The following is a 19,339-nucleotide window of genomic DNA, read 5'->3' as shown; positions in this document are numbered from 1 at the left end:
CCCCCTCACGCCGGCATCGGGCCGGCGTCAGCCTCGGCCGCGCTCAGAACGACCAGGCGCATTTTACCCCTGCGGCGGCGCCCACCTTGTCCATCGGGTCGGCGTCCCCGGCCGCGGCCGCCTTGCAACCGTCGTGCGGTTGGCGGGCGAGGTAGGGCTCGGCAGGACGTCCGAACGTGCCGCGCAGATCGAGGTTGAGCTTCGGCGCGACGGGCGCCCGCGCCGCCGGCGCAGGCTGATCGAGGCAGCGCCGGCGTTCCTCGGCGGTCAGGCCCAGAAGGGCGGCGTGGTCACAGCCCAGCAGCCCGCGGAGCACCGGCCGCACGGCGTCGGTCGGCGGGCCGCCGGTCGCCTCGTCCATCCCGCGCGCTTCGACCGCCGCGGCGGGGGCTGGACGCGGATGACCAAGAAGAATGGGCCGCCGGAGCGGTGTGCGCGGCGAGGCGGCCCGCGCGGCCGCCTGGCGTGGAAGCCGGTGGGGACTGGAACGCCAGGATGGGGTCAGCTCGACATCGATGACGGGGTTTGCGGCAAGCTCGACCTGCGTCCCCAGGCGCCAGACCAGCAAGGCCAGGAGCAACGCGTGGACAGCCGCCGCCGCGCCGATCGCGACGGCTCGCACCCTCGCCTGCGCCGATCGCGCTTGCACGCCCATCCCCGCCCCGCCCCCACTCTGGTAGAGCTTGAGCAAGCATGACACCCCAGAGTTGATGTCCAAATGAGGGCGGCCGCGCGAGGGCGGCTCGCGCCATCCCGGATTTGCTGGCCGCCGGACGGCAACCCCGGCTATCCCATCAGCAGACGCCGCGACCTGATCCGCACCCGAACGTAGGGTGGAGAGGCCGGCGCGGAGTCGAGACCTCGTGCAGCGCCTGATCCTCGCCGTCGTCCTCCTGGCCCTCCTCGCCCGCGCTCCGTCCGCGCGGGCGGAAGGCGTCGCCCTGACCTTCGACGACTTGCCGACCATGTCGTTGAGCGACGACGCCGGGTACGCGGCGGACACCACCCGGGCGCTGCTGGCGGGACTGCGACGCCACCACCTGCCCGCCACCGGCTTCGTCATCGGCGAGAAGCTGGACGGCGGCCCGGCGCAGGCGCGGCTGGCCGACCAGTGGCTGAGGGCCGGAATGCCGCTGGGCAACCACACCTATTCGCACGCGTCGCTGAACAAGACGCCGGTCGCCGACTACATCGCCGACGTGGCCCGTGCGGACGCGATGCTGCGGCCTCTGGTGGCGGCGCGCCACCGCTCCCTGCGCTGGTTCCGCCACCCGTATCTGGAGACTGGCCTGACGCTGGAGACCCGCCGGACGTTCGAGGACTGGCTGGCCGGCCAAGGCTACGCCGTGGCGCCGGTGACCATGGAGAACTCCGACTGGATGTTCGCCCTGCCCTACGACGAGGCCGTGCTGGCCCACGACACGGCCGGCGCAGCCCGCATCAGGCAGGCCTACCTCGACTACACAGGAAAGGCGGTCGCCTGGTATCGCCAGGCCGGTCGCCAGCTGCTGGGCCGCCGCCCCGACTTCGTGTTCCTGCTTCACGCAAGCCGCCTGAACGCCGACAGCCTGGACGCGCTGAGCACGATCCTGCGCCACGACCACCTGCGCCCGATCACGCTTGACCACGCCATGCGCGACCCGGCCTACCGGATCGCCGACGCCTATGCCGGCCCGGACGGCGACGAGTGGCTGAGCCGCTGGTCCCGCACCCTCGGCAAGGCGCTGGACTGGGACAGTTTCCCCGAACCGCCGGCCGCGATCTCCGCGGCGAACGATCGGCTGGACACCACGCCGTGAGGGCCGAGGGTCCCTAGCCGGCGGCGCGGGCGTCGAAGCCGGCGCGGGCGCGCTCGATCTCCGGCAGGTGCTCTTCCGCCCAGTTTCCCAGCGCGATCACCGGGCCGCACAGCGAGCGGCCGAGCGCGGTGAGCTCGTAGTCGACGCGTGGCGGGTTGGTCGGGAACACGGTGCGGGTCACCATCCCGTCGCGCTCCAGGCCGCGCAGGTTGAGCGTCAGCATGCGCTGCGAGATCCCGTCGATCGACCGCTTGAGCTCGCTGAACCGCCGCGGGCCGCCGGCCAGCAGCATGACGATGAGCACGCTCCACTTGTCGCCGATCCGCGCCAGGATCGAGGCGATCTTGCAGTCCTCGCGCTGGATGGGCTTGCCGTCGACAGGCACGGCGATGTGGTCCGGTATCAAGATTGTGCCTCCTTGCGGCCGAGGGGGCCGCGGTAACATATCCAGCCCTGGTCACAAAACGATACCAGGATATGCCATGACCCGCCTCATCTCCCACGTCGAGACCACCGCCCCGCCCGAACCCGGGTTCATCGGCGAGGGCCACACCGCGGTGGAAGTCCTGCGTCCGACGGCGATCGCCGCCTCCGATCCCTTCGTCCTGCTGATGGACGACCGGCTGGACATCCCGGTCCGCCGGATCATCGGCGGCGCGCACCCGCATGCCGGCCTGGAGACGGTGACGCTGATCCTCGAGGGCAGCCTGTTCGACCGCGACGAAGGCCGGATGGACGCCGGCGACGTGGTCTGGATGACCGCCGGCCGCGGGATCATCCACAACGAAGCCGTCGAGACGCAGGGACGCACGCGCATCCTGCAGCTGTGGATCGCCTTGCCGGCCGCCGACCGGGCCCTGCCGCCGCGCTTCCAGATCATCCCCCGGGACCAGGCGCCGGTGGTGCGGGGCCCCGGGGCCGAGGCGCGGCTGTACAGCGGGACGTCCGGCCGCGCGGCGTCTGCGACCGCCAACCGCGTCCCGGTCACCATGATCGACCTCAAGCTGGAGCCGAACGCGAGCTTCCGGCAGGACCTGCCGGGCTCGTACAACGGCTTCGTCTACGTGCTCGAAGGCGCCGTTCGGGTCGGGGGCGAGACGATCGCGGCCGGGCAGACCGGCTGGTTCGCGCCGTCGGAGGCGACGGACCTGGTGCTGGAGGCGCAGGCGGGCGGCGCGCGGCTGGTGCTCTATGCCGGCGTCCCGATCGGTGAGCCGCTGATCCAGCATGGCCCGTTCGTGGCGGACTCTGCGGCCACCATCAACGACCAGTTCCGGCGCTTCCGGGCCGGCGAGTTCACCCGGATGAGCCAGCTGCGGCCGATGGAGCCGGCGCAGGCCGCACCAGCAGCCAGCCGGTGATGATCATGGCCCCTCCCCAGGCGAGGAAGGCATAGTCCCACACCGACGGGCCAAGGCGTTCCACCACGTGATGGACGCCCAGCAGCTGGTGGTCAATCAGCCCCTCGACGAGGTTGAAGAGGCCCCAGCCGAGCAGCAGGCCGCCGACCAGATGGCGGCGCGCGAAGGCGACGTCGCCTCTTGCGCCCGCGCGCCACAGGAGCACGACGCCCAGCAGGGTGATGCTCCAGACGGCGGCGTGGAACAGGCCGTCCCAGACCATGTTGGTCTTGGCGCTGACCAGGTCGGTGACCGGCAGCCAGCCGGACAGCATGTTGTGGATCTGCAGGATCTGGTGGAACACGATGCCGTCGAAGAAGCCGCCCAGGCCGATGCCGAGGGTGAGCGCGGCGGCCACCGCCGGCCGCGACGTGAGGGTCGGGTTCATCGGCCTGCCGCCCTCCGCCGCCGGGGCTCGCGGGCGGCGAACAGGATCATCGCGAGCAGCAGCGGAACCGGCGCGGCGACGGCGGCGGCGTTGCGGGCCAGGTCATGCTGCAGGAGCTGGTGGCGCACGCCCATCGCGGTGGGCGAATGGCAAAGGGTGCAGGCCGCCGCCGGCGCGGCGACCGACATCATCGCCGAGGCTAGAACAAGCGCTGCCGTTTTCATGACGGGGGTCCAACGTCCCGCCGGCGGGCCTGTTCCCGCCGACAGGCGGCTCATGCGGCCCGGTCGCTGAGGGGATAGGCCGCGTCGCGCCAGGCGGCGAGCCCGCCTTCGAGGGCGGTGGCCCGCAGATAGCCAAGCTCCCGCAAGGTCGCCGCCGCCAGGGTGGAGATCTTGCCGAACTCGCAGCAGGTCAGGATCTTCACCGTGGGATCCGGCAGGTCGGTGTTGACCCGAAGCTCGAGCTGTCCGCGCGGCAGGTGGACCGCGCCCGGCACGTGGCCCGCGTCGAACGCCTCGCGCTCGCGCAGGTCGAGGATGACCATGTCGCAAGTGTTGCTGCCGACCCGGCTCGCGAGTTCGGCAAGCGACATGAAGGGGACCTTGGCCGCGGCCTCGGCGAGCAGCTGCGACACCGGCTTGGCGCCGGTCATGTTGGTGCGCAGGGCCTCGGTGAGGTGGGTCGGCGCCGTGAGGTCCAGGCCCTGCATCATCGCCACGAATTCCGCCCGCGTGCGCTTCTGCAGCCGCGGATTGTCCGCGAGCTCGGCGGCGATCGTCGAGTGCGAGCGCTGCTTGTAGTCATGGGCGGGGAAGACCAGGGTCTCGGGCGGCAGCGTGAGAACCTTCTCGAACAGGCTCTCGTACAGCGCATGGGCGTCGCCGGTCGGCAGGTCGGTGCGACCCGTGCCGCCGATCAGCAGGGTGTCGCCGGTGAACACCCGGTCCTCCAGCAACAGGCACATGGAATCGGCGGTGTGGCCCGGCGTGTGGATCGCCTTCAGCCGCAGGTCGCCGGCCATCAGCAGGTCGCCCTCGTCGAGGCGAAAGGCGGCGTGGGGCGCGGGGCTGAACCGGTGCATCACCACCGGAACATCCAGCGCCCGGCCGATGTCACGGCTGCCGGAGAAATGGTCGGCGTGGGTGTGGGTGTCGACCACGTAGCGAAGGTGCAGGCCCAGCTGGCCGATCAGGCCGCGGTACTCGTCCACCCGCGACAGCTCCGGGTCGATCAACACCGCCGCCCGCGTCGCCGCGCACCCCACCAGATACGACTGGCACCCGCCCGTTGCGATCTGCTCGAACAGCATGGTCGACCCCCTCCGCGGAGAGTCCCCACAGCATCCGCCCGAAACGCCGCGGCGCCAACTCGACTCCGCGTTCTGCGCCCTCTGCGGGGTCCGCCCGACCGTGGATCCAGCGCGCGCTAACCATCGCCAGACACCCACAGGTAAGCCTTTCCGGCGCATGGTCGTCTACAGGTTGCATCTGCTGACGGGGGCCTCAATGGTTCGGAAAGCGATCTGGAGTGCGTTGGCGCTGGCTTTGGCCCTTCATGCGGGCGCGGCGGGCGCCGCCCGTGCGCAGACGACGGAAGCAGCGTTCAAGACGACGACGTTGAACCTGTCCGCCCAGGGAGAGACCCACATTAAGCCGGACATCGTCCGGTTGACGCTGGGCGTCAGCACCGAGGCGGCGACCGCCCAGGCCGCAAGCGCAGAGGGCGCGACCCGGCTCGCCGCAGTCACTCAGGCCCTGCGCCGCGCCGGCGTGGAGCCGCGCGACCTCCAGACCCGCTCATTGCAGCTTTCGCCTCGTTACTCCGACCGCAACAACGCGCCGCGCGAGATCGTCGGCTATCTGAGCATCACGACGGTGGAGGTCTCCGTCCGCGACCTGACTCGGGCCGGCGCGCTGCTGGACCGGGCGGTCACGTCGGGCGCCAATCTGGTGCTGGGCGTGAGCTTCGGACTGCAGGACCCCGCGGCCGCGCAAAGGCAGGCGCGAGACATGGCCTTGCGGACCCTTCAGGAGGATGCGGTCCGGATCGCCGGCGCGCTCGACGAGCGCGTGGTCCGCCTGGTGAGCATCAGCACGAGCGCCTATTCCGCGCCCGCCGTGGAATACCGCATGGCGCAGCCAGTCGTGCTCACTGGAAGCCGCGTCGAACCGGGCGAGCTTACCGTGCGCGGCTCGGCGAACGGTGTGTTCGAGATCGCGCCGCAGTAGCAGGCCCAGGCACGTCCTCAAGGGTTCAGGTTGAGTAGCGCCGGGTCGCCGCCCTGGGCGGCGATGTTGACGCTGACGGCGCGCTCCACCGCGTAGCGCAGCAGGGCGTGGGGGCCGCCGGCCTTGGGGCCGGTGCCGGAGAGGCCCTCGCCGCCGAATGGCTGGACGCCGACCACCGCGCCGATCATCGAGCGGTTGACGTAGGCGTTGCCGGCCGGGACCGCGCGCTGCACGTCCGCGGCGAAGGCCTCGATGCGGCTGTGGACGCCCAGCGTCAGGCCGTAGCCGGCGGCCCGCAGCGGCGCGGCGGCTGCCTCCAGGCGGTTGGGGTCGTAGCGGACCACGTGCAGGATCGGGCCGAACACCTCCTTCTGCAGGAACGCCGCCGACGGGATCTCCGCCAGGGCCGGGCCGAAGAAGCAGCCGCCGTCGGGGGCCGGCAGCTGGCGCCACAGCTTGGCCTCCTGCCGCAGCCGCTCGACGTGGGCCTGCAGGGCGCCGCGGGCGTCCTCGTCGATCACCGGGCCGATATCGGTTGCGGGATCGGCCGGGTCGCCCAGCACCAGGGTGTCCATGGCGCCGGCCAGGCCCTCGATCAGCTGGTCGGCGGTGTCGTGCGGCACGAACAGCATGCGCAGCGCCGAGCAGCGCTGGCCGGCCGAGCCGAAGGCCGAGGTGAGCACGTCGTCGATCACCTGTTCGCGCAGGGCGGTGGTGTCCACGAACATGGCGTTCAGGCCGCCGGTCTCGGCGATGAACGGGACGATCGGGCCGTTGCGGGCGGCGAGTGTGCGGTTGATCGCCCAGGCGGTGTCGGTGCCGCCGGTGAAGGCGACGCCGGCGCAGTCGCGGTGCGCCACCAGCTGCTGGCCGACGCCGGCGCCGTCGCCGGGCAGGAGGTGCAAGAGGTCCGGGTCGAGGCCGGCGGCGTGATAGAGGCGCACCGCCTCGGCGGCGATCAGCGGCGTCTGCTCGGCGGGCTTGGCGACGACCGCGTTGCCGGCCGCCAGCGCCGCGGCGATCTGGCCGGTGAAGATGGCCAGCGGGAAGTTCCACGGGCTGATGCAGGCGAACACGCCGCGGCCGTGCAGCGACAGCCGGTTGGTCTCGCCCACCGGACCGCGCAGGGTCTCCGGCGCCGCGAACTGCCGCTCCGCCAGGCTGGCGTAGTAGCGGCAGAAGTCGGCGGCCTCGCGCACCTCGGCGACGCCGTCGGCCAGGGTCTTGCCGGCCTCGACCGCGCAGATGGCGATCAGCCGCTCGCGGTTGGCCTCCAGCGTATCGGCCATGGCCCGCAGCACCTGGGCCCGGCCCTCGCCGCCGCGGGCGTCCCAGCGCGGCTGGGCGTGGCGGGCGGCGACGTAGGCGGCGTCCACCTGCTCCGGCGTCGACGACCAGGCGCGGCCGACGACCCGGGCGAGGTCGGCGGGAGAGACCCGCTCCTCCGGCCTGGCGGGCGGCGCCATCCGTCCGCTGACGATCGGCCCGGCGTCGAGGAGCTGGCCGTCGAGGGCGGCGACCGCCGTCTCCAGGACCTGGCGGGTGTCGGCGATGGAGAGGTCCATGCCGAGCGAGTTGCGGCGGCTGGGGCCGTAGAGGTCGGCGGGCAGCGGGATGCGCGGGTGCGGCGCGCCGCCGGCCGCCTCGACCGCGGCCAGGGGATCGGACACCACCTTGGCGACCGGGGTCTTCTCGTCCAGCAGGGCGTGGACGAAGGAGGTGTTGGCGCCGTTCTCCAGCAGCCGGCGGACCAGGTAGGGCAACAGGTCCTCGTGGCTGCCGACGGGGGCGTAGACCCTGAGCGGGAAGTCGCCGTAGCGCTCGCGGGCGCCGGCGTAGAGCGCCTCGCCCATGCCGTGCAGGCGCTGGAATTCCGGCGACAGGCCGGCCTGGCGGGCCATCAGGCGGACCGCCGCCAGGGTGTGGGCGTTGTGGGTGGCGAACTGGGCGTAGAGGGCGGGGGCGGCGGCCAGCAGGGCGCGGGCGCAGACCAGGTAGGAGAGGTCAGTGGCCGCCTTGGTGCTGTAGACCGGATAGCCCGGCAGGCCGGCCACCTGGGCGCGCTTGATCTCCGAGTCCCAGTAGGCGCCCTTGACCAGGCGGACCATCAGCCGCCGGCCGCTGGAGCGGGCGACGCCGGCCACCGCCTCGATCACCTGCGGGCCGCGTTTCTGGTACGCCTGAACGGCCAGGCCCAGGCCCTGCCAGGCGCCCAGCTCCGGCTCGCGCGCCAGCCGGTCGAGCAGCTCGAGCGAGAGCACCAGCCGGTCGGCCTCCTCGGCGTCGAGGGTGAGGTTGATGTCGGCTTCGGCGGCCTGGATGGCGAGCCGCCTGATGCGCGGGTAGAGGCCGGCCCAGACCTTGGCGGCCTGGCGGACGTCGTAGCGCGGCGACAGCGCCGAGAGCTTAACCGAGACGCCGTGGCCGGCCTCCGGGCCCTTGCCGCCAGCCTGGCGGGCGACGACGGCCAGCGCCGCGGCGTAGGCGGCCTCGTAGCGGTCGGCGTCGGCCTCGGTGCGGGCGCCCTCCCCCAGCATGTCGAAGGAGCAGACGAAGCCGTCGGCGGCGGCGCGCTTCAGCGCCTGTTCGATGGTGGCGCCCAGCACGAACTGCTCGCCCATGATGCGCACCGCGGCGCCCACGGCGCGGCGGATCACCGGCTCGCCCAGCCGCCCGGCCAGGCGGCGGATGAAGCCGGCCAGGTCGCGGCCGGCCTCCTCGTCGGGATCGATCAGCTTGCCGGTCAGCATCAGGCTCCAGGTGGAGGCGTTGACCAGGATGGAGTCGGAGCGGCCGGCGTGGCTGGCCCAGTCGGCGGAGGCGATCTTCTCGGCGATCAGCCGGTCGCGGGTCTCCTCGTCGGGGGTGCGCAGCAGGGCCTCGGCCAGGCACATCAGCGCCAGGCCCTCGCGGGTGGAGAGGCTGAACTCCTGCAGGAAGCTCTCGACCACGCCCTGGCGGTTGGCGCTGCGCCGCGCGGTGCGCACCAGGCTCTCGGCCTCCTGCTGGACCGCCGCGCGATCCTCGGCGCTGAGCGGGCGGGTGGCGAGCGCGGCGGTCACGGCCGTGCGTTCGTCGAGGAATTTGGTCTGGTCGAGGTGGTCGAAGGCCATGGCCGGCTCCTGAAGCGACATCCTTCGGAGTAGCGCCGAATTCACCGAATGTACTACGGATATGGGAATGGTATGCCGCAGGATCAGCGGCCGGAGAGCGGAATGCCGAACAGTTCACGCCTGGACGAGATCGACCGGCGGCTGCTGCGGGTGCTGCAGGCGGACGGGCGGATCAGCAACGCCGAGCTGGCCGAGCGTTGCAGCCTGTCGCCCTCAGCCTGCTCGGACCGGGTGCGGCGGCTGCGGGAGGGCGGCTACATCACCGGCTTCGCGGCCCTGCTCGACCCGGAGAAGATCGGCCGCGGGGTGCTGATCTTCGTGGAGGTGGTGCTGGACCGCACCACGCCGGAGGTGTTCGAGACCTTCGCGGCGGCGGCGCGGCGGGCGCCGGACGTGCTGGAGTGCCACATGGTGGCCGGCGGCTTCGACTACCTGATCAAGGCGCGGGTCCGCGACCTGGCTGAGTACCGCAAGTTCCTCGGCGAGGTGCTGGTGCGCATCCCCGGCGTGCGCGAGACCCGCACCTACGCGGTGCTGGAAGAGGTCAAGTCGACGACCCAGCTGCCGGTGTAGGACCGAGAGACGATCCCGGGCGGCCATGGCGCGCCAGCGCCGCCTTATCGTCCACGAACCACACGAACCACACCAACGACCGCGCGGCCCGCGAGGTCCCGCCAGATGGACCGCGTTCGTGTGGTTCGTGTGGTTCGTGGACGAACACGGCCTGCGGCGCAGAGGCCGAGGGGGCGTTGCAGGACCAAAACGCAAAGAGCCCGGCCTTTCGGCCGGGCTCCCGCGATAGTCCGACTAATCCGTCGGCGGTCGAGATCAGAAGTTGATGTCGATCGTCGAGCGACGGTTCAGCGGTTCCTTCACACCATCGCCAGTGGCGACGGCCGGTTCGGTTTCACCCTTCCAGTCGACCGACAGGGCGGTCTGCTGGACGCCGGCGCCGACCAGCGCATCGGCGACGGCCTTAGCGCGGCGTTCCGACAGGCGGACGTTGTAGGCGTTGGAGCCGGAGGTGTCGGTGTGGCCGACGACGATGACCTTCGTCGCGTGGCCGCCGTTGGCGTAGTTGGCGGCTTCCGTCACCACCGCCTGGGCTTCCGGCGTCAGGATGTACTGATCGAACGGGAAGTAGACGATGAACTGCTTGGCCTCATAGGCCGGCGCCGGAGGCGGCGGGGGCGGAGGAGGCGGCGGCGGGGGCGGGGGCGGCGGGGGCGGCGGGGGCGGCGGCGGGGGCGGCGGGGCTGCGAAGGAGTAACGCAGGCCGACGGTCACCGACTGGTCGCGGTATTCGCCGCTGAAGGCGCCCGGCTGCAGAGCGCCCGAGCCGGTCGACGCGAAGCTGAGATCCGACCCGCCGAGGTAGCGGTAGGTCAGGTCGACGTTCAGGCGATCGGTGGCCTTCCACGCCACGCCGGCGATCAGCTGCCAGGCGAACGCCGTGTCGCTGTCGTCGATGTGCAGGTTCTGGATGGCCGGGTTGGTCGCCGCGGTGGCGGCGCTCAGGTTCGGCACGTTCGAGAACTGGCCGTTCACCTTCATGTTGAGGTGATTGACGCCGATGCCGGCCCCGATGAACGGGTTGATCGCCGAGTTCGGCATGAAGTCGTAGAGGACGTTGCCCATCACCGTCCACGACTTCGCGTCGCCGGAGGGCGAACCGCAGGTCGCGGCGGCCGCGGTGCGGATCACGCCCGGGGTGCAGAGGCCGAGGACCTGCTGGTTGGAGCCGCCACGGACGGTGTCGATGTTGCCCGAGCGGTAGCCCGCCTCGAGCTCGACACGCCAGTGGTCGCTCAGCTGGTAGCCGAGACGGGCGAAGCCGGCCCAGTCATCCTGCTGGTTGAACCGCCAGTCGTAGGGCGCACCGCTGGGAGCGTTGTTCGCGGAGATGGCTTCGACGCCTTCCGGCCAGTGGTAGCCGAGGTCGACGGCGCCGTACCAGCCGACTTGGGCGGCAGCGCCGGACGCGGTGAACACCGCAGCCAAGGCGGCGCCCGCCAGGAGTTTGAACTTCATTATCAGAGCCCTCTCGTTGCCCTCAGTGCTGCGGCCAATTGACCCAGCACCCTTATATCAAGGCCAGTTGCTTGCGTCGTGTCGCCAAAGCCACACTCAGACCGCAAATTCCCCAGCCAGACGAACTTAAGCCAGACGCTATACGACGACGCCCAAGGTCTTCAACCTCGGGTGGAGGATGTCAGCCCTCCCTGACCAGGACCGGGTGCGCCTGGCGGCGCCCGATCGGTCAAATCTCATTCCGCGAGAACCTACTTCAACTCTCAGCCGGAGCCCATGCTTCCTGCCGAGCGCGCTCGAAGTTCTTGGATTTTCTTGTAAATCGGCCACAACGCCGCGGAAGGCTCCGATCCGGATCCGCAGGCCTACGCCCGCGCAAATCTCCGCAGCTTCCGATTGTCCCGGCGTCAACGCCCACCCTCTCTAAGACCTCGCGACGAACCCGAAACGCCAACGGCCTCGCTTAGTTCCCTGCCGCGCGTGGATCAGTGACTATTTTTTCGCCGCTTTTCCGGCGCCGTTCAGGCGCCTGAGCGGCCGCGGAACCGCCGGGTCCGGCCGCCCAGCGCATCCGGCCGGTTGAGCGCGGCGCGGAACTCGTCGCGGCGCTCGTGGATCGAGGCGATCACCAACCCCATGGGCACGCCGATGTCCACCAGCACGGCCTCGGAGAGCTGCAGGCTGGCCTCGACGGTTTCCGGCACCGCGTCGGTCGCCCCGAGCTCGTAGAGGCGCTGCGCGTGGCGCGCGTCGCGGGCGCGGGCGACGATGATCATGTCCGGCCGCAGCTCGCGGGCGACCGCGACGATCGCCTCGGCGCCTTCGGGACTGTCCATGGTCACCACCAGCGCCGGCGCCTCGGCCAGGCCGCAGCGCATCAGGAATTCCGCGCGCGAGGCGTCGCCGAAGAACACCGCCTCACCGGCGCGGCGGCCGATTTCGACCAGCCGGGGGTCCTGCTCGGCCGCCACCCAGGCGATGTCGTGGCGGCGCAGCATCTCGCCGACCAGCTTGCCGACCCGGCCGTAGCCGACCACCAGCACGCGGCGCGCGGCGGGGGTCCCGGCCTCGGGCGCGCCCGTCTCCGGTTCGAACGGCAGCTCGGCCGGGGCGATGCGCCGGCCGCCGATCCGCGCCCCCAGGGCGGCGAGGAACGGGATGCTGATCATCGACAGCGTCGCCGCCACCAGGATCGACTGGCCCAACGTGCGGTCCACCAGCCCCTGCCCCATGGCCTGGCCGAGGATGACGAAGGCGAATTCGCCGGCGCCCGCCAGCAGCAGCGCCGCCTCGCCGGCGCTGCGCGCGGGCAGGCGGAACAGCCGCGCGAGCCCGAACACCACCGCCCCGTTCAGGCAGATGAAGCCCGCCGCGGCGGCGAGGATCTCCAGGGGCCGCGCGAACAGCAGCGGCAGGTTGAGGCCGATCCCCACCGACAGGAAGAACAGGCCCAGCAGCAGGCCCTTGAACGGCTCGATGGTGACCTCGACCTCGTGGCGGAACTCGGTCTCGGCCAGCAGCAGGCCGGCGATGAAGGCGCCGAGCGCCATCGACAGGCCGGTCAGGGCGCTGACCAGGCCCGAGCCGATCACCACCAGCAGGCAGGCGGCGACGAACAGCTCCTCGCTCTTGGCGCGGGCGACCGAACGCAGCATGGGGCGCAGCAGCAGCCGGCCGAAGCCCAGCAGCGCCACGACGCCGAGCACGGCCGGCGCCAGGGCCAGCAGCAGGTCGCTCAGCGGGGCGGCGCTCGAGCGCCGGCCCATGAGGGTGAGGGCGATCAGGATCGGCGCGACCGCCAGGTCCTGGAACAGCAGCACCGAGAAGGTGGTCCGGCCGGCCTGGGAATGCTGCCGCTTCCGCTCGGCCAGCAGCGGCATGACGATGGCGGTGGAGGACAGCGCCAGGGCCGCGCCGATGGCCAGCGCCGCGCCGGGCGTCTGGCCGAGCGCCAGGGCCGCGGCGGCGGTGGCGCTGGCACACAGGGTCACCTGCAGCGCGCCCAGGCCGAAGACGTAGCGGCGCAGGCTCCGCAGGCGCTCCCACGAGAGCTCCAGCCCGATCATGAACAGGAGGAAGACCACCCCGAACTCGGCGAGCTGGGCGACCTCCCCGGGATTGTCGATGGTCAGCGCGCCGATCCAGGGCGCGGCGTGCGCCAGCCGGCCGAGGCCATAGGGACCAAGGACCACGCCGGCCGCCAGGAAGCCGAGGATCGGGCTCACCTTCCAGCGCCGGAACAGCGGCACCACCACGCCGGCGGTGGCGAGGAACAGCACCACGTCCTTGTAGCTTTCGGGAGAGACGTGGCCTTCCATGACACCTCATCTAGTGCGGCGCGGCCGTCGGCGCAGCCGCAAGCTTGAGATATCCCGGGGAAGGCTTAAGAGACCGCGGCATGAGGCCGGGCGGCAAACAGCACAGCGGGTGGAGCGGGCGTGCGCCGGCGGCCGCCCTGCTGGCGGTGTTCGCCCTGCTGATCCAGGCCCTGCTGCCGGCCGCGGCGATGGCGGCGCAGAGCCGTTCGTCCGGCGAGACCATCGTCATCTGCACCCAGATGGGCGTGCAGACGATCAAGGTCGGCGAAGACGGCAAGACCCAGAAGGGCTTCGCCGGCCTGCCCTGCCAGGACTGCCTGGGGGCCGCCACCGCCGCCCTGCCGGCGCCCGAGCCCATCGCTCTGCCGGTGGCCTACGTCGTCGCCCAGGTCGAGCACACCACTCCGATCCGCGCACGGCCGCAGATCGCCCGCGCCCCGCCGCGTCCGCCCGGCCAGGGCCCACCCACCGCCTGAACGAAGCGCCTTCGCCCGCCGCGCGCCTTTGCGCCCGCGCGGCCGCACTTCCGTTTCAGGACATCCGTCATGCCATCCAGATCCCGGGCGCCTGCGCGCGCCCTGTTCGCCGCCGCCGCCGCCCTGACGCCCGCCCTGGCGCCCGCCCTCGCCCATGCCGACGAGGCGCCGCCCACCACCATTTCGGGCGTGGTCGTCCAGGGCCAGGCGCCCGACGCCGCCCAGCCGCTGTCGACCACCAGCCTCGACGCCGAGCGGATCACCCGCACGATCAACGCCACCACCGTCGAAGACACGCTGAAGTACCTGCCCAGCCTGCTGGTGCGGCGCCGCCACATCGGCGACACCCAGGCGCCGCTCGCCACCCGCACGTCGGGGGTCGGGTCCTCGGCCCGCAGCCTGATCTACGCCGACGGGGTGCTGCTCTCGGCGCTGATCGGCAACAACAATTCCAATGCCTCGCCGCGCTGGAGCATGGTCTCCGCCGACGAGGTGGAGCGGGTGGACGTCCGCTACGGGCCGTTCTCGGCGGCCTATCCCGGCAACTCCATCGGCGCGGTGGTGGAGTTCACCACCCGCAAGCCGGAGCAGCTGGAGGGCGAGGCGCGCGCGGCGGCCGGCTGGCAGACGTTCTCCCACTACGGATCGCGCACCGACGCGCCGACCTATGAGGCCTCGGCGTCGGCGGGCGACCGGCGGGGGCCGTTCTGGTGGCGGGTCAGCCTCAACCACCTGGACAGCGAGAGCCAGCCGCTGACCTACATCACCGCCACGCGGCCGGCGGCGACGAGCACGGCCGGCCAGCCGGTCACCGGCGCGGTCGCGGACCTCAGCCGCACCGGCGCGCCGATCGTCGTGCTCGGCGAAGGCGGGCTGGAGCACCAGGTGCAGGACAACGCCAAGCTGAAGCTGGGCTGGGAGATCACGCCGCACCTGGAGGCCAGCTACCTCGTCGGCTACTTCGGCCAGGACGACGACGCCGGCGTGCGGAGCTACCTGCGCGACGCCAGCGGGGCGAGCGTCTACGCCGGCGCGCTGAACCTCGGCGGCTACGCCTACAACGTCGCGCCAGGCGCCTTCGCGAACGGGCTCTACCGGCTGAAGGAAAGCCACTGGATGCAGGCCCTGTCGCTGACGGGGGCGCCGTCGGCGGCGTTCAGCTGGCAGGCGGTCGCCACCCTCTATGACTATGCGACCGACGAGCAGCGGAGCCCGAGCGCCCTGCCAGGCGGCCTGAGCGGCGGACCGGGGTCGATCCTCGACCTGTCCGGAACCGGCTGGCGGACCTTCGACCTGCAGGCCGGCTGGCGGCCGGGCGGCGCCCAGGCCTTCCGCGCGGGCCTGCACTACGATCTCTACGAGCTGGCCAGCAACCGCTACGACACCGCCGACTGGCAGGGCGGCGCCAAGGGCGCGCTGGCCGCCGCCTCGCTGGGCAAGACCGAGACCCAGGCGCTGTGGCTGGAGGACGCGATCCGGTTCACGCCGGCCGTGGACCTGACGCTGGGCGTACGGTTCGAGCGCTGGCGGGCGTTCGCCGGGCTGAGCTATTCGCGCACCCCGCCCCTGAACGTCAGCCAGCCGACGCTTTCCGCCGACCGGACCTCGCCGAAGGCGGTGCTGGCCTGGACGCCGAACGACGCCTGGCGCGCCACCGCCTCCGTCGGCCTGGCCTACCGCTTCCCGACGGTGAGCGAGCTCTACCAGGCGATCACCACCGGCCCGACCCTGTCGGTCCCCGACCCGAACCTCGCCCCCGAGCGGGCGGTCTCCAGCGAGGTCGCGGTGGAGCGGCGGTTCGCCAGCGGACGCGCGCGGCTGTCGCTGTTCACCGAGGACGTCTCCGACGCCCTGATCGCGCAGACGGCGGCGATCTCCCCGGGCTCCACGACCTTGGTGAGCTTCGTGCAGAACATCGACATCGTGCGCTCGCGCGGCGCCGAGGCGGTGGTGGAATGGCGCGACGCCTTCGTCCGCGGCCTCGACCTGTCGGCCAGCGCCACCTTCGTGGATTCGAAGATCGCCCGCGACCCGGTCCTGCCCGCCGCGCAGGGCAAGCGCACGCCGCAGGTCCCGCGGTTCCGCTGGACGGCGGTGGCGAGCTGGCGGGCCACCGAGCGGCTGACGCTGACCGGCGCGGCCCGCTACAGCGACCGGGTCTACGCCACGATCGACAACTCCGATCCGCTGACCCACACCTACCAGGGCTTCGACGGCTATCTGGTGGCCGACGTGCGGGCGACCTACCGGCTCAACGACCATTGGTCCGCCGCGGTCGGCGTCGATAACCTTGGCGGCCGCGACTACTTCCTCTTCCACCCCTTCCCGCAGCGCTCGGCCCTGGCCGAGATCAAGTACGTCTATTGAGGGCGCCATGAGATTAGTCCGACCCCTCATGCTCGCGACGGCCCTGGCGCTCGCGTTGGCCTCCGGCGCCCATGCCCACGTCAGCGCCGAACCCGCGGAGGCCGAGCCCGGCGCCTATCAGGTGGTGCGGTTCCGCATCGGCCACGGCTGCAGCGAGACCCAGGGCACCACCGCCCTGCGGATCGAGATCCCGCCACGGATCGCCTCGGCGCGCCCGCAGCCGAAGCCCGGCTGGGGGCTGGCGGTCGAGCACGGCGGCGGGGCCGCGGGCGCGGTCAGCGCCGTGGTCTGGACGGGCCGCCTGCCCGCCGACCAGTTCGACGAGTTCGCGATCCTGCTGCGCCTGCCGCAGGCGCCGGGCGTCCTCTACTTCCCCGCCGTCCAGACCTGCGGCGCGGGGCAGGCCCAGTGGACCGAGATCCCCGACCCCGGCGAGACCGGGCGGCTGGACCACCCTGCGCCGGCGCTTCGCCTGACCCCCGCCACGGGCGCGCCCGATGGCGGCCATCATCATTGAGGAAAATGTGTCCGTGAAAATCCTGTTCGCCGCGGCCGCCGCGGCCGTCATCGCCAGCTCCGCCCAGGCCGCCAGCTATCGGCTGGGCGGCCTCGAGGTGATCCAGCCCTGGAGCCGGCCGGCTGCCGCCGGCACCACCGGCGTCGGCTACATGACCCTGGCCAACCGTGGCCGGGCGCTCGACGCCCTGGTGGCGGTGGCCAGCCCGGTGGCCCGCAAGGTGGAGATGCATTCCGCCAGCATGGCCGGCGGGATCATGCGGATGGACCGCCAGGACCGGGTGGCCATCCCGGCCGGCGGCCAGGTGGCGTTCGCGCCGGGCGGCTATCACCTGATGCTGGTCGGCCTGGCGAAGCCGTTGAAGGCCGGCGACAGCGTTCCCGCCACCCTGACCTTCGCCAGCGGCGCCAAGCTGAAGGTCGACTTCGCGGTCGGAACCGGCCTCGGCGCGCCGGCCATGCCGCCGATGGCTGGCATGGGGGGCATGGACCACATGACCCACTAGCGTCCTGGCATGTGCGCTCGAACCTGACGAAAATGTAACGCTGTGACAGGCCGCGGCCGAGTCATGGTCGCGGCAAATCGAAACCTGAGAGTGCATCGACGATGAAGACCCTATGGCTTGGCGCCGCCGCAGCGGCCGCCCTCCTGGCCGCCCTGCCGGCGACCGCGCAACCGGCTGCGCCAAGCGCCACCGCCGTCGGCGGCGCGGGCGACCTTTCCAAGGCTCCGCGGATGGGGACCTGGGGCTTCGACCTCAGCGGCCGCGACCCCTCGGTGGTGCCCGGCCAGGACTTCTTCCAGTACGCCAACGGCGGCTTCATGAAGAGCCTGGACATCCCCGCCGACCGCACCCGCTACGGCGCCTTCGACAAGCTCAACGAGCTGTCCCAGAACCGCATGCGCGCGGTGGTCGACAAGGCCGCCGCCGACAAGGCCGCGGCCGGCGAGCGGGCCCAGGTCGGCGCCCTCTACCGCAGCTTCATGGACGAGGCGAAGGTGCAGGCCCTGGGCGCCAAGCCGATGGGTCCGGAACTGGCGGCCATCAAGGCGGCGAAGACCCGCGCCGACATCGCCCGGCTGATGGGCCGCACGCAGCACGCCTTCGGCGGCTCGTTCTTCTCGACCATGATCAGCGAGGACGCCAAGGACCCGGAGCACTACGCCGTCTACGTCGGCCAGGCGGGCCTGGGCCTGCCGGACCGCGACTACTACCTGGAGGCCGGCTTCGCGCCGCAGAAGGCCAAGTACGAGCAGTACGTGGCCAAGATGCTGACGCTGGCCGGCTGGCCCAACCCGCAGGCCAACGCCAAGGCCATCGTCGCCCTGGAGACCGAGATCGCCCAGGCCTCGTGGACCCGGGCCGAGCGCCGCGACGACGACAAGATGTACAACGCCTACGCCACGGCCAAGGTGGCCGAGCTGGCCCCCGGCTTCGACTGGGCGGCGTTCATGGCCGGCGCCGGCCTGACCAAGGTCGACCACGTGGTGGTGCAGGAAAACACCGCCTTCCCGAAGATCGCGGCGATCTACGCCAAGACCCCGATCGACACCCTGAAGGCGTGGGAGGCCTTCACCCTGGTCGACCAGGCCGCGCCCTACCTGTCGAAGGCGTTCGACGAGGCGCACTGGGACTTCCGCAACAAGACCCTGTCCGGCCAGCAGGCGCAGCAGCCGCGCTGGAAGCGCGGCGTGGTGCTGGTCGACGGCCAGGTCGGCGAGGCGCTGGGCAAGCTCTACGTCGACGCCTACTTCCCGCCGGAGAGCAAGGCCAAGATGCTGTCCCTGGTGGGCGACATCCGCACCGCCATGCAGGCCCGCATCCAGAAGCTGGAGTGGATGAGCCCGGCCACCAAGGCCAAGGCGCAGGAGAAGCTGGCCGCGTTCCGGGTGAAGATCGGCTATCCGGACAAGTGGCGGGACTATTCCGGCCTGAGCCTCAAGGACGGCGACCTCTACGGCAACGTCGAGCGGGCCGTCGCCTTCGACTGGAACTTCCGCGTCGGGCGGCTGGGCGGTCCGGTGGACAAGGGCGAGTGGGGCATGACGCCCCCGACCATCAACGCCTACTACAACCCGACCGGCAACGAGATCGTCTTCCCGGCCGCCATCCTGCAGCCGCCGTTCTTCGATCCGGACGGCGACGCGGCGATCAACTACGGCGGCATCGGCGGGGTGATCGGCCACGAGATGACCCACGGCTTCGACGACCAGGGCCGCCGCTACGACGGCGCCGGCAAGCTGACCGACTGGTGGACGCCGCAGGACGCGGCGCGCTTCCAGGCCGAGGCCGTCAAGCTGGGCAAGGAGTACTCGGCGTTCGAGGTGCTGCCGGGCGCGAAGATCAACGGCGACCTGACCATGGGCGAGAACATCGCCGACCTCGGCGGCCTGCTGCTGGCGCTCGACGCCTACCACACCTCGCTGCACGGCCAGCCGGCGCCGGTGATCGACGGCCTGACCGGCGACCAGCGGGTGTTCCTCGGCTGGGCGCAGGTGTGGCGGGCCAAGACCCGCGACGACCGGCTCCGCCAGCAGCTGGTCTCCGATCCGCACTCGCCGGAGCGGGCCCGGGTGGACGTGCCGATGCGCAACATCGACGCCTTCTACGAGGCCTTCGGGGTGAAGCCCGGCGACGCCATGTACGTGGCGCCCGCCGACCGCGTGCGGATCTGGTGAGGATCTCCCGCCCCTGATGG

17 protein-coding genes are annotated in these 19,339 nt (G+C 71.8%); 9 read left to right on the top strand and 8 right to left on the bottom strand.

The window, feature by feature from the left end; translation table 11 throughout:
• Positions 1 to 43: 43 nt before the first annotated feature.
• Complete coding sequence (locus tag DJ021_RS18680) at positions 44 to 691, bottom strand: hypothetical protein (RefSeq protein ID WP_133254971.1); 648 nt, start codon at positions 689 to 691, stop codon at positions 44 to 46.
• A gap of 172 nt (positions 692 to 863) precedes the next feature.
• On the opposite strand from DJ021_RS18680, the gene DJ021_RS08535 reads away from it, so the two are divergent.
• Positions 864 to 1,799: a polysaccharide deacetylase family protein gene (locus tag DJ021_RS08535; protein WP_207801794.1), complete on the top strand. Its 936-nt coding sequence runs from the start codon at positions 864 to 866 to the stop codon at positions 1,797 to 1,799.
• A gap of 13 nt (positions 1,800 to 1,812) precedes the next feature.
• Here DJ021_RS08535 and DJ021_RS08530 read toward each other — a convergent pair whose 3' ends face one another.
• Complete coding sequence (locus tag DJ021_RS08530) at positions 1,813 to 2,205, bottom strand: winged helix-turn-helix transcriptional regulator (protein ID WP_207801793.1); 393 nt, start codon at positions 2,203 to 2,205, stop codon at positions 1,813 to 1,815.
• A 76-nt stretch (positions 2,206 to 2,281) separates the two neighbouring features.
• Here DJ021_RS08530 and DJ021_RS08525 point away from each other — a divergent pair, with 76 nt between their 5' ends.
• Positions 2,282 to 3,160, top strand: coding sequence for a pirin family protein (locus DJ021_RS08525; protein WP_165837154.1), 879 nt, complete (start codon positions 2,282 to 2,284; stop codon positions 3,158 to 3,160).
• Here DJ021_RS08525 and DJ021_RS08520 read toward each other — a convergent pair.
• From DJ021_RS08520 to DJ021_RS08510, 3 genes are read right to left on the bottom strand one after another with little or no spacing between them, the layout of a single operon-like run.
• Positions 3,096 to 3,587 (bottom strand): DUF2243 domain-containing protein, encoded by a 492-nt coding sequence (locus tag DJ021_RS08520; RefSeq protein WP_111457139.1) that lies wholly within the window; start codon positions 3,585 to 3,587, stop codon positions 3,096 to 3,098. The two genes, DJ021_RS08525 and DJ021_RS08520, sit on opposite strands and share 65 nt — an antisense overlap.
• On the bottom strand, positions 3,584 to 3,811 hold the full coding sequence (locus tag DJ021_RS08515) for a hypothetical protein (RefSeq protein WP_133254969.1): 228 nt from the start codon (positions 3,809 to 3,811) through the stop codon (positions 3,584 to 3,586). The genes DJ021_RS08520 and DJ021_RS08515 overlap by 4 nt, the downstream gene beginning before the upstream one ends.
• A 50-nt stretch (positions 3,812 to 3,861) precedes the next feature.
• Positions 3,862 to 4,899, bottom strand: coding sequence for an MBL fold metallo-hydrolase (locus DJ021_RS08510; RefSeq protein WP_111457137.1), 1,038 nt, complete (start codon positions 4,897 to 4,899; stop codon positions 3,862 to 3,864).
• 157 nt (positions 4,900 to 5,056) lie between these two features.
• On the opposite strand from DJ021_RS08510, the gene DJ021_RS08505 reads away from it, so the two are divergent.
• Positions 5,057 to 5,818: an SIMPL domain-containing protein gene (locus DJ021_RS08505; protein ID WP_165837153.1), complete on the top strand. Its 762-nt coding sequence runs from the start codon at positions 5,057 to 5,059 to the stop codon at positions 5,816 to 5,818.
• Between the two features lie 17 nt (positions 5,819 to 5,835).
• Here DJ021_RS08505 and putA read toward each other — a convergent pair whose 3' ends face one another.
• Positions 5,836 to 8,952 (bottom strand): bifunctional proline dehydrogenase/L-glutamate gamma-semialdehyde dehydrogenase PutA, encoded by a 3,117-nt coding sequence (gene putA, locus DJ021_RS08500; RefSeq protein ID WP_111457135.1) that lies wholly within the window; start codon positions 8,950 to 8,952, stop codon positions 5,836 to 5,838.
• An 81-nt stretch (positions 8,953 to 9,033) separates the two neighbouring features.
• Between putA and DJ021_RS08495 the strand changes: the two genes are divergently transcribed.
• Positions 9,034 to 9,504 carry an Lrp/AsnC ligand binding domain-containing protein gene (locus tag DJ021_RS08495; RefSeq protein WP_111457134.1) on the top strand — a complete coding sequence of 157 codons (471 nt, stop codon included), beginning with the start codon at positions 9,034 to 9,036 and terminating at the stop codon, positions 9,502 to 9,504.
• A 255-nt stretch (positions 9,505 to 9,759) separates the two neighbouring features.
• Here the strand turns inward: DJ021_RS08495 and DJ021_RS08490 are convergent, their stop codons facing one another.
• Positions 9,760 to 10,962 (bottom strand): OmpA family protein, encoded by a 1,203-nt coding sequence (locus DJ021_RS08490; protein WP_111457133.1) that lies wholly within the window; start codon positions 10,960 to 10,962, stop codon positions 9,760 to 9,762.
• Between the two features lie 521 nt (positions 10,963 to 11,483).
• Positions 11,484 to 13,280, bottom strand: a complete 1,797-nt coding sequence (locus tag DJ021_RS08485; RefSeq protein ID WP_111457132.1) for a cation:proton antiporter domain-containing protein — start codon at positions 13,278 to 13,280, stop codon at positions 11,484 to 11,486.
• Between the two features lie 80 nt (positions 13,281 to 13,360).
• Here DJ021_RS08485 and DJ021_RS08480 point away from each other — a divergent pair, with 80 nt between their 5' ends.
• The 5 genes from DJ021_RS08480 to DJ021_RS08460 all read left to right on the top strand — a co-directional run bounded on the left by DJ021_RS08480 (position 13,361) and on the right by DJ021_RS08460 (position 19,319).
• Positions 13,361 to 13,756: a DUF2946 family protein gene (locus tag DJ021_RS08480; protein ID WP_111457131.1), complete on the top strand. Its 396-nt coding sequence runs from the start codon at positions 13,361 to 13,363 to the stop codon at positions 13,754 to 13,756.
• 69 nt (positions 13,757 to 13,825) lie between these two features.
• Positions 13,826 to 16,123, top strand: a complete 2,298-nt coding sequence (locus tag DJ021_RS08475; protein ID WP_111457130.1) for a TonB-dependent receptor — start codon at positions 13,826 to 13,828, stop codon at positions 16,121 to 16,123.
• A gap of 7 nt (positions 16,124 to 16,130) precedes the next feature.
• Positions 16,131 to 16,640 carry a YcnI family copper-binding membrane protein gene (locus DJ021_RS08470; RefSeq protein WP_243625932.1) on the top strand — a complete coding sequence of 170 codons (510 nt, stop codon included), beginning with the start codon at positions 16,131 to 16,133 and terminating at the stop codon, positions 16,638 to 16,640.
• A 13-nt stretch (positions 16,641 to 16,653) separates the two neighbouring features.
• A complete protein-coding gene (locus DJ021_RS08465) occupies positions 16,654 to 17,145 on the top strand; it encodes a copper chaperone PCu(A)C (RefSeq protein WP_165837152.1) in 492 nt (163 codons plus the stop codon).
• Between the two features lie 101 nt (positions 17,146 to 17,246).
• Positions 17,247 to 19,319 carry a M13 family metallopeptidase gene (locus tag DJ021_RS08460; protein WP_111457127.1) on the top strand — a complete coding sequence of 691 codons (2,073 nt, stop codon included), beginning with the start codon at positions 17,247 to 17,249 and terminating at the stop codon, positions 19,317 to 19,319.
• Positions 19,320 to 19,339: the final 20 nt, after the last annotated feature.

The organism is Phenylobacterium hankyongense (genome assembly GCF_003254505.1).
Classification (GTDB): Bacteria; Pseudomonadota; Alphaproteobacteria; order Caulobacterales; family Caulobacteraceae; genus Phenylobacterium; species Phenylobacterium hankyongense.
This window is presented reverse-complemented; position numbering and strand designations above follow the sequence as displayed.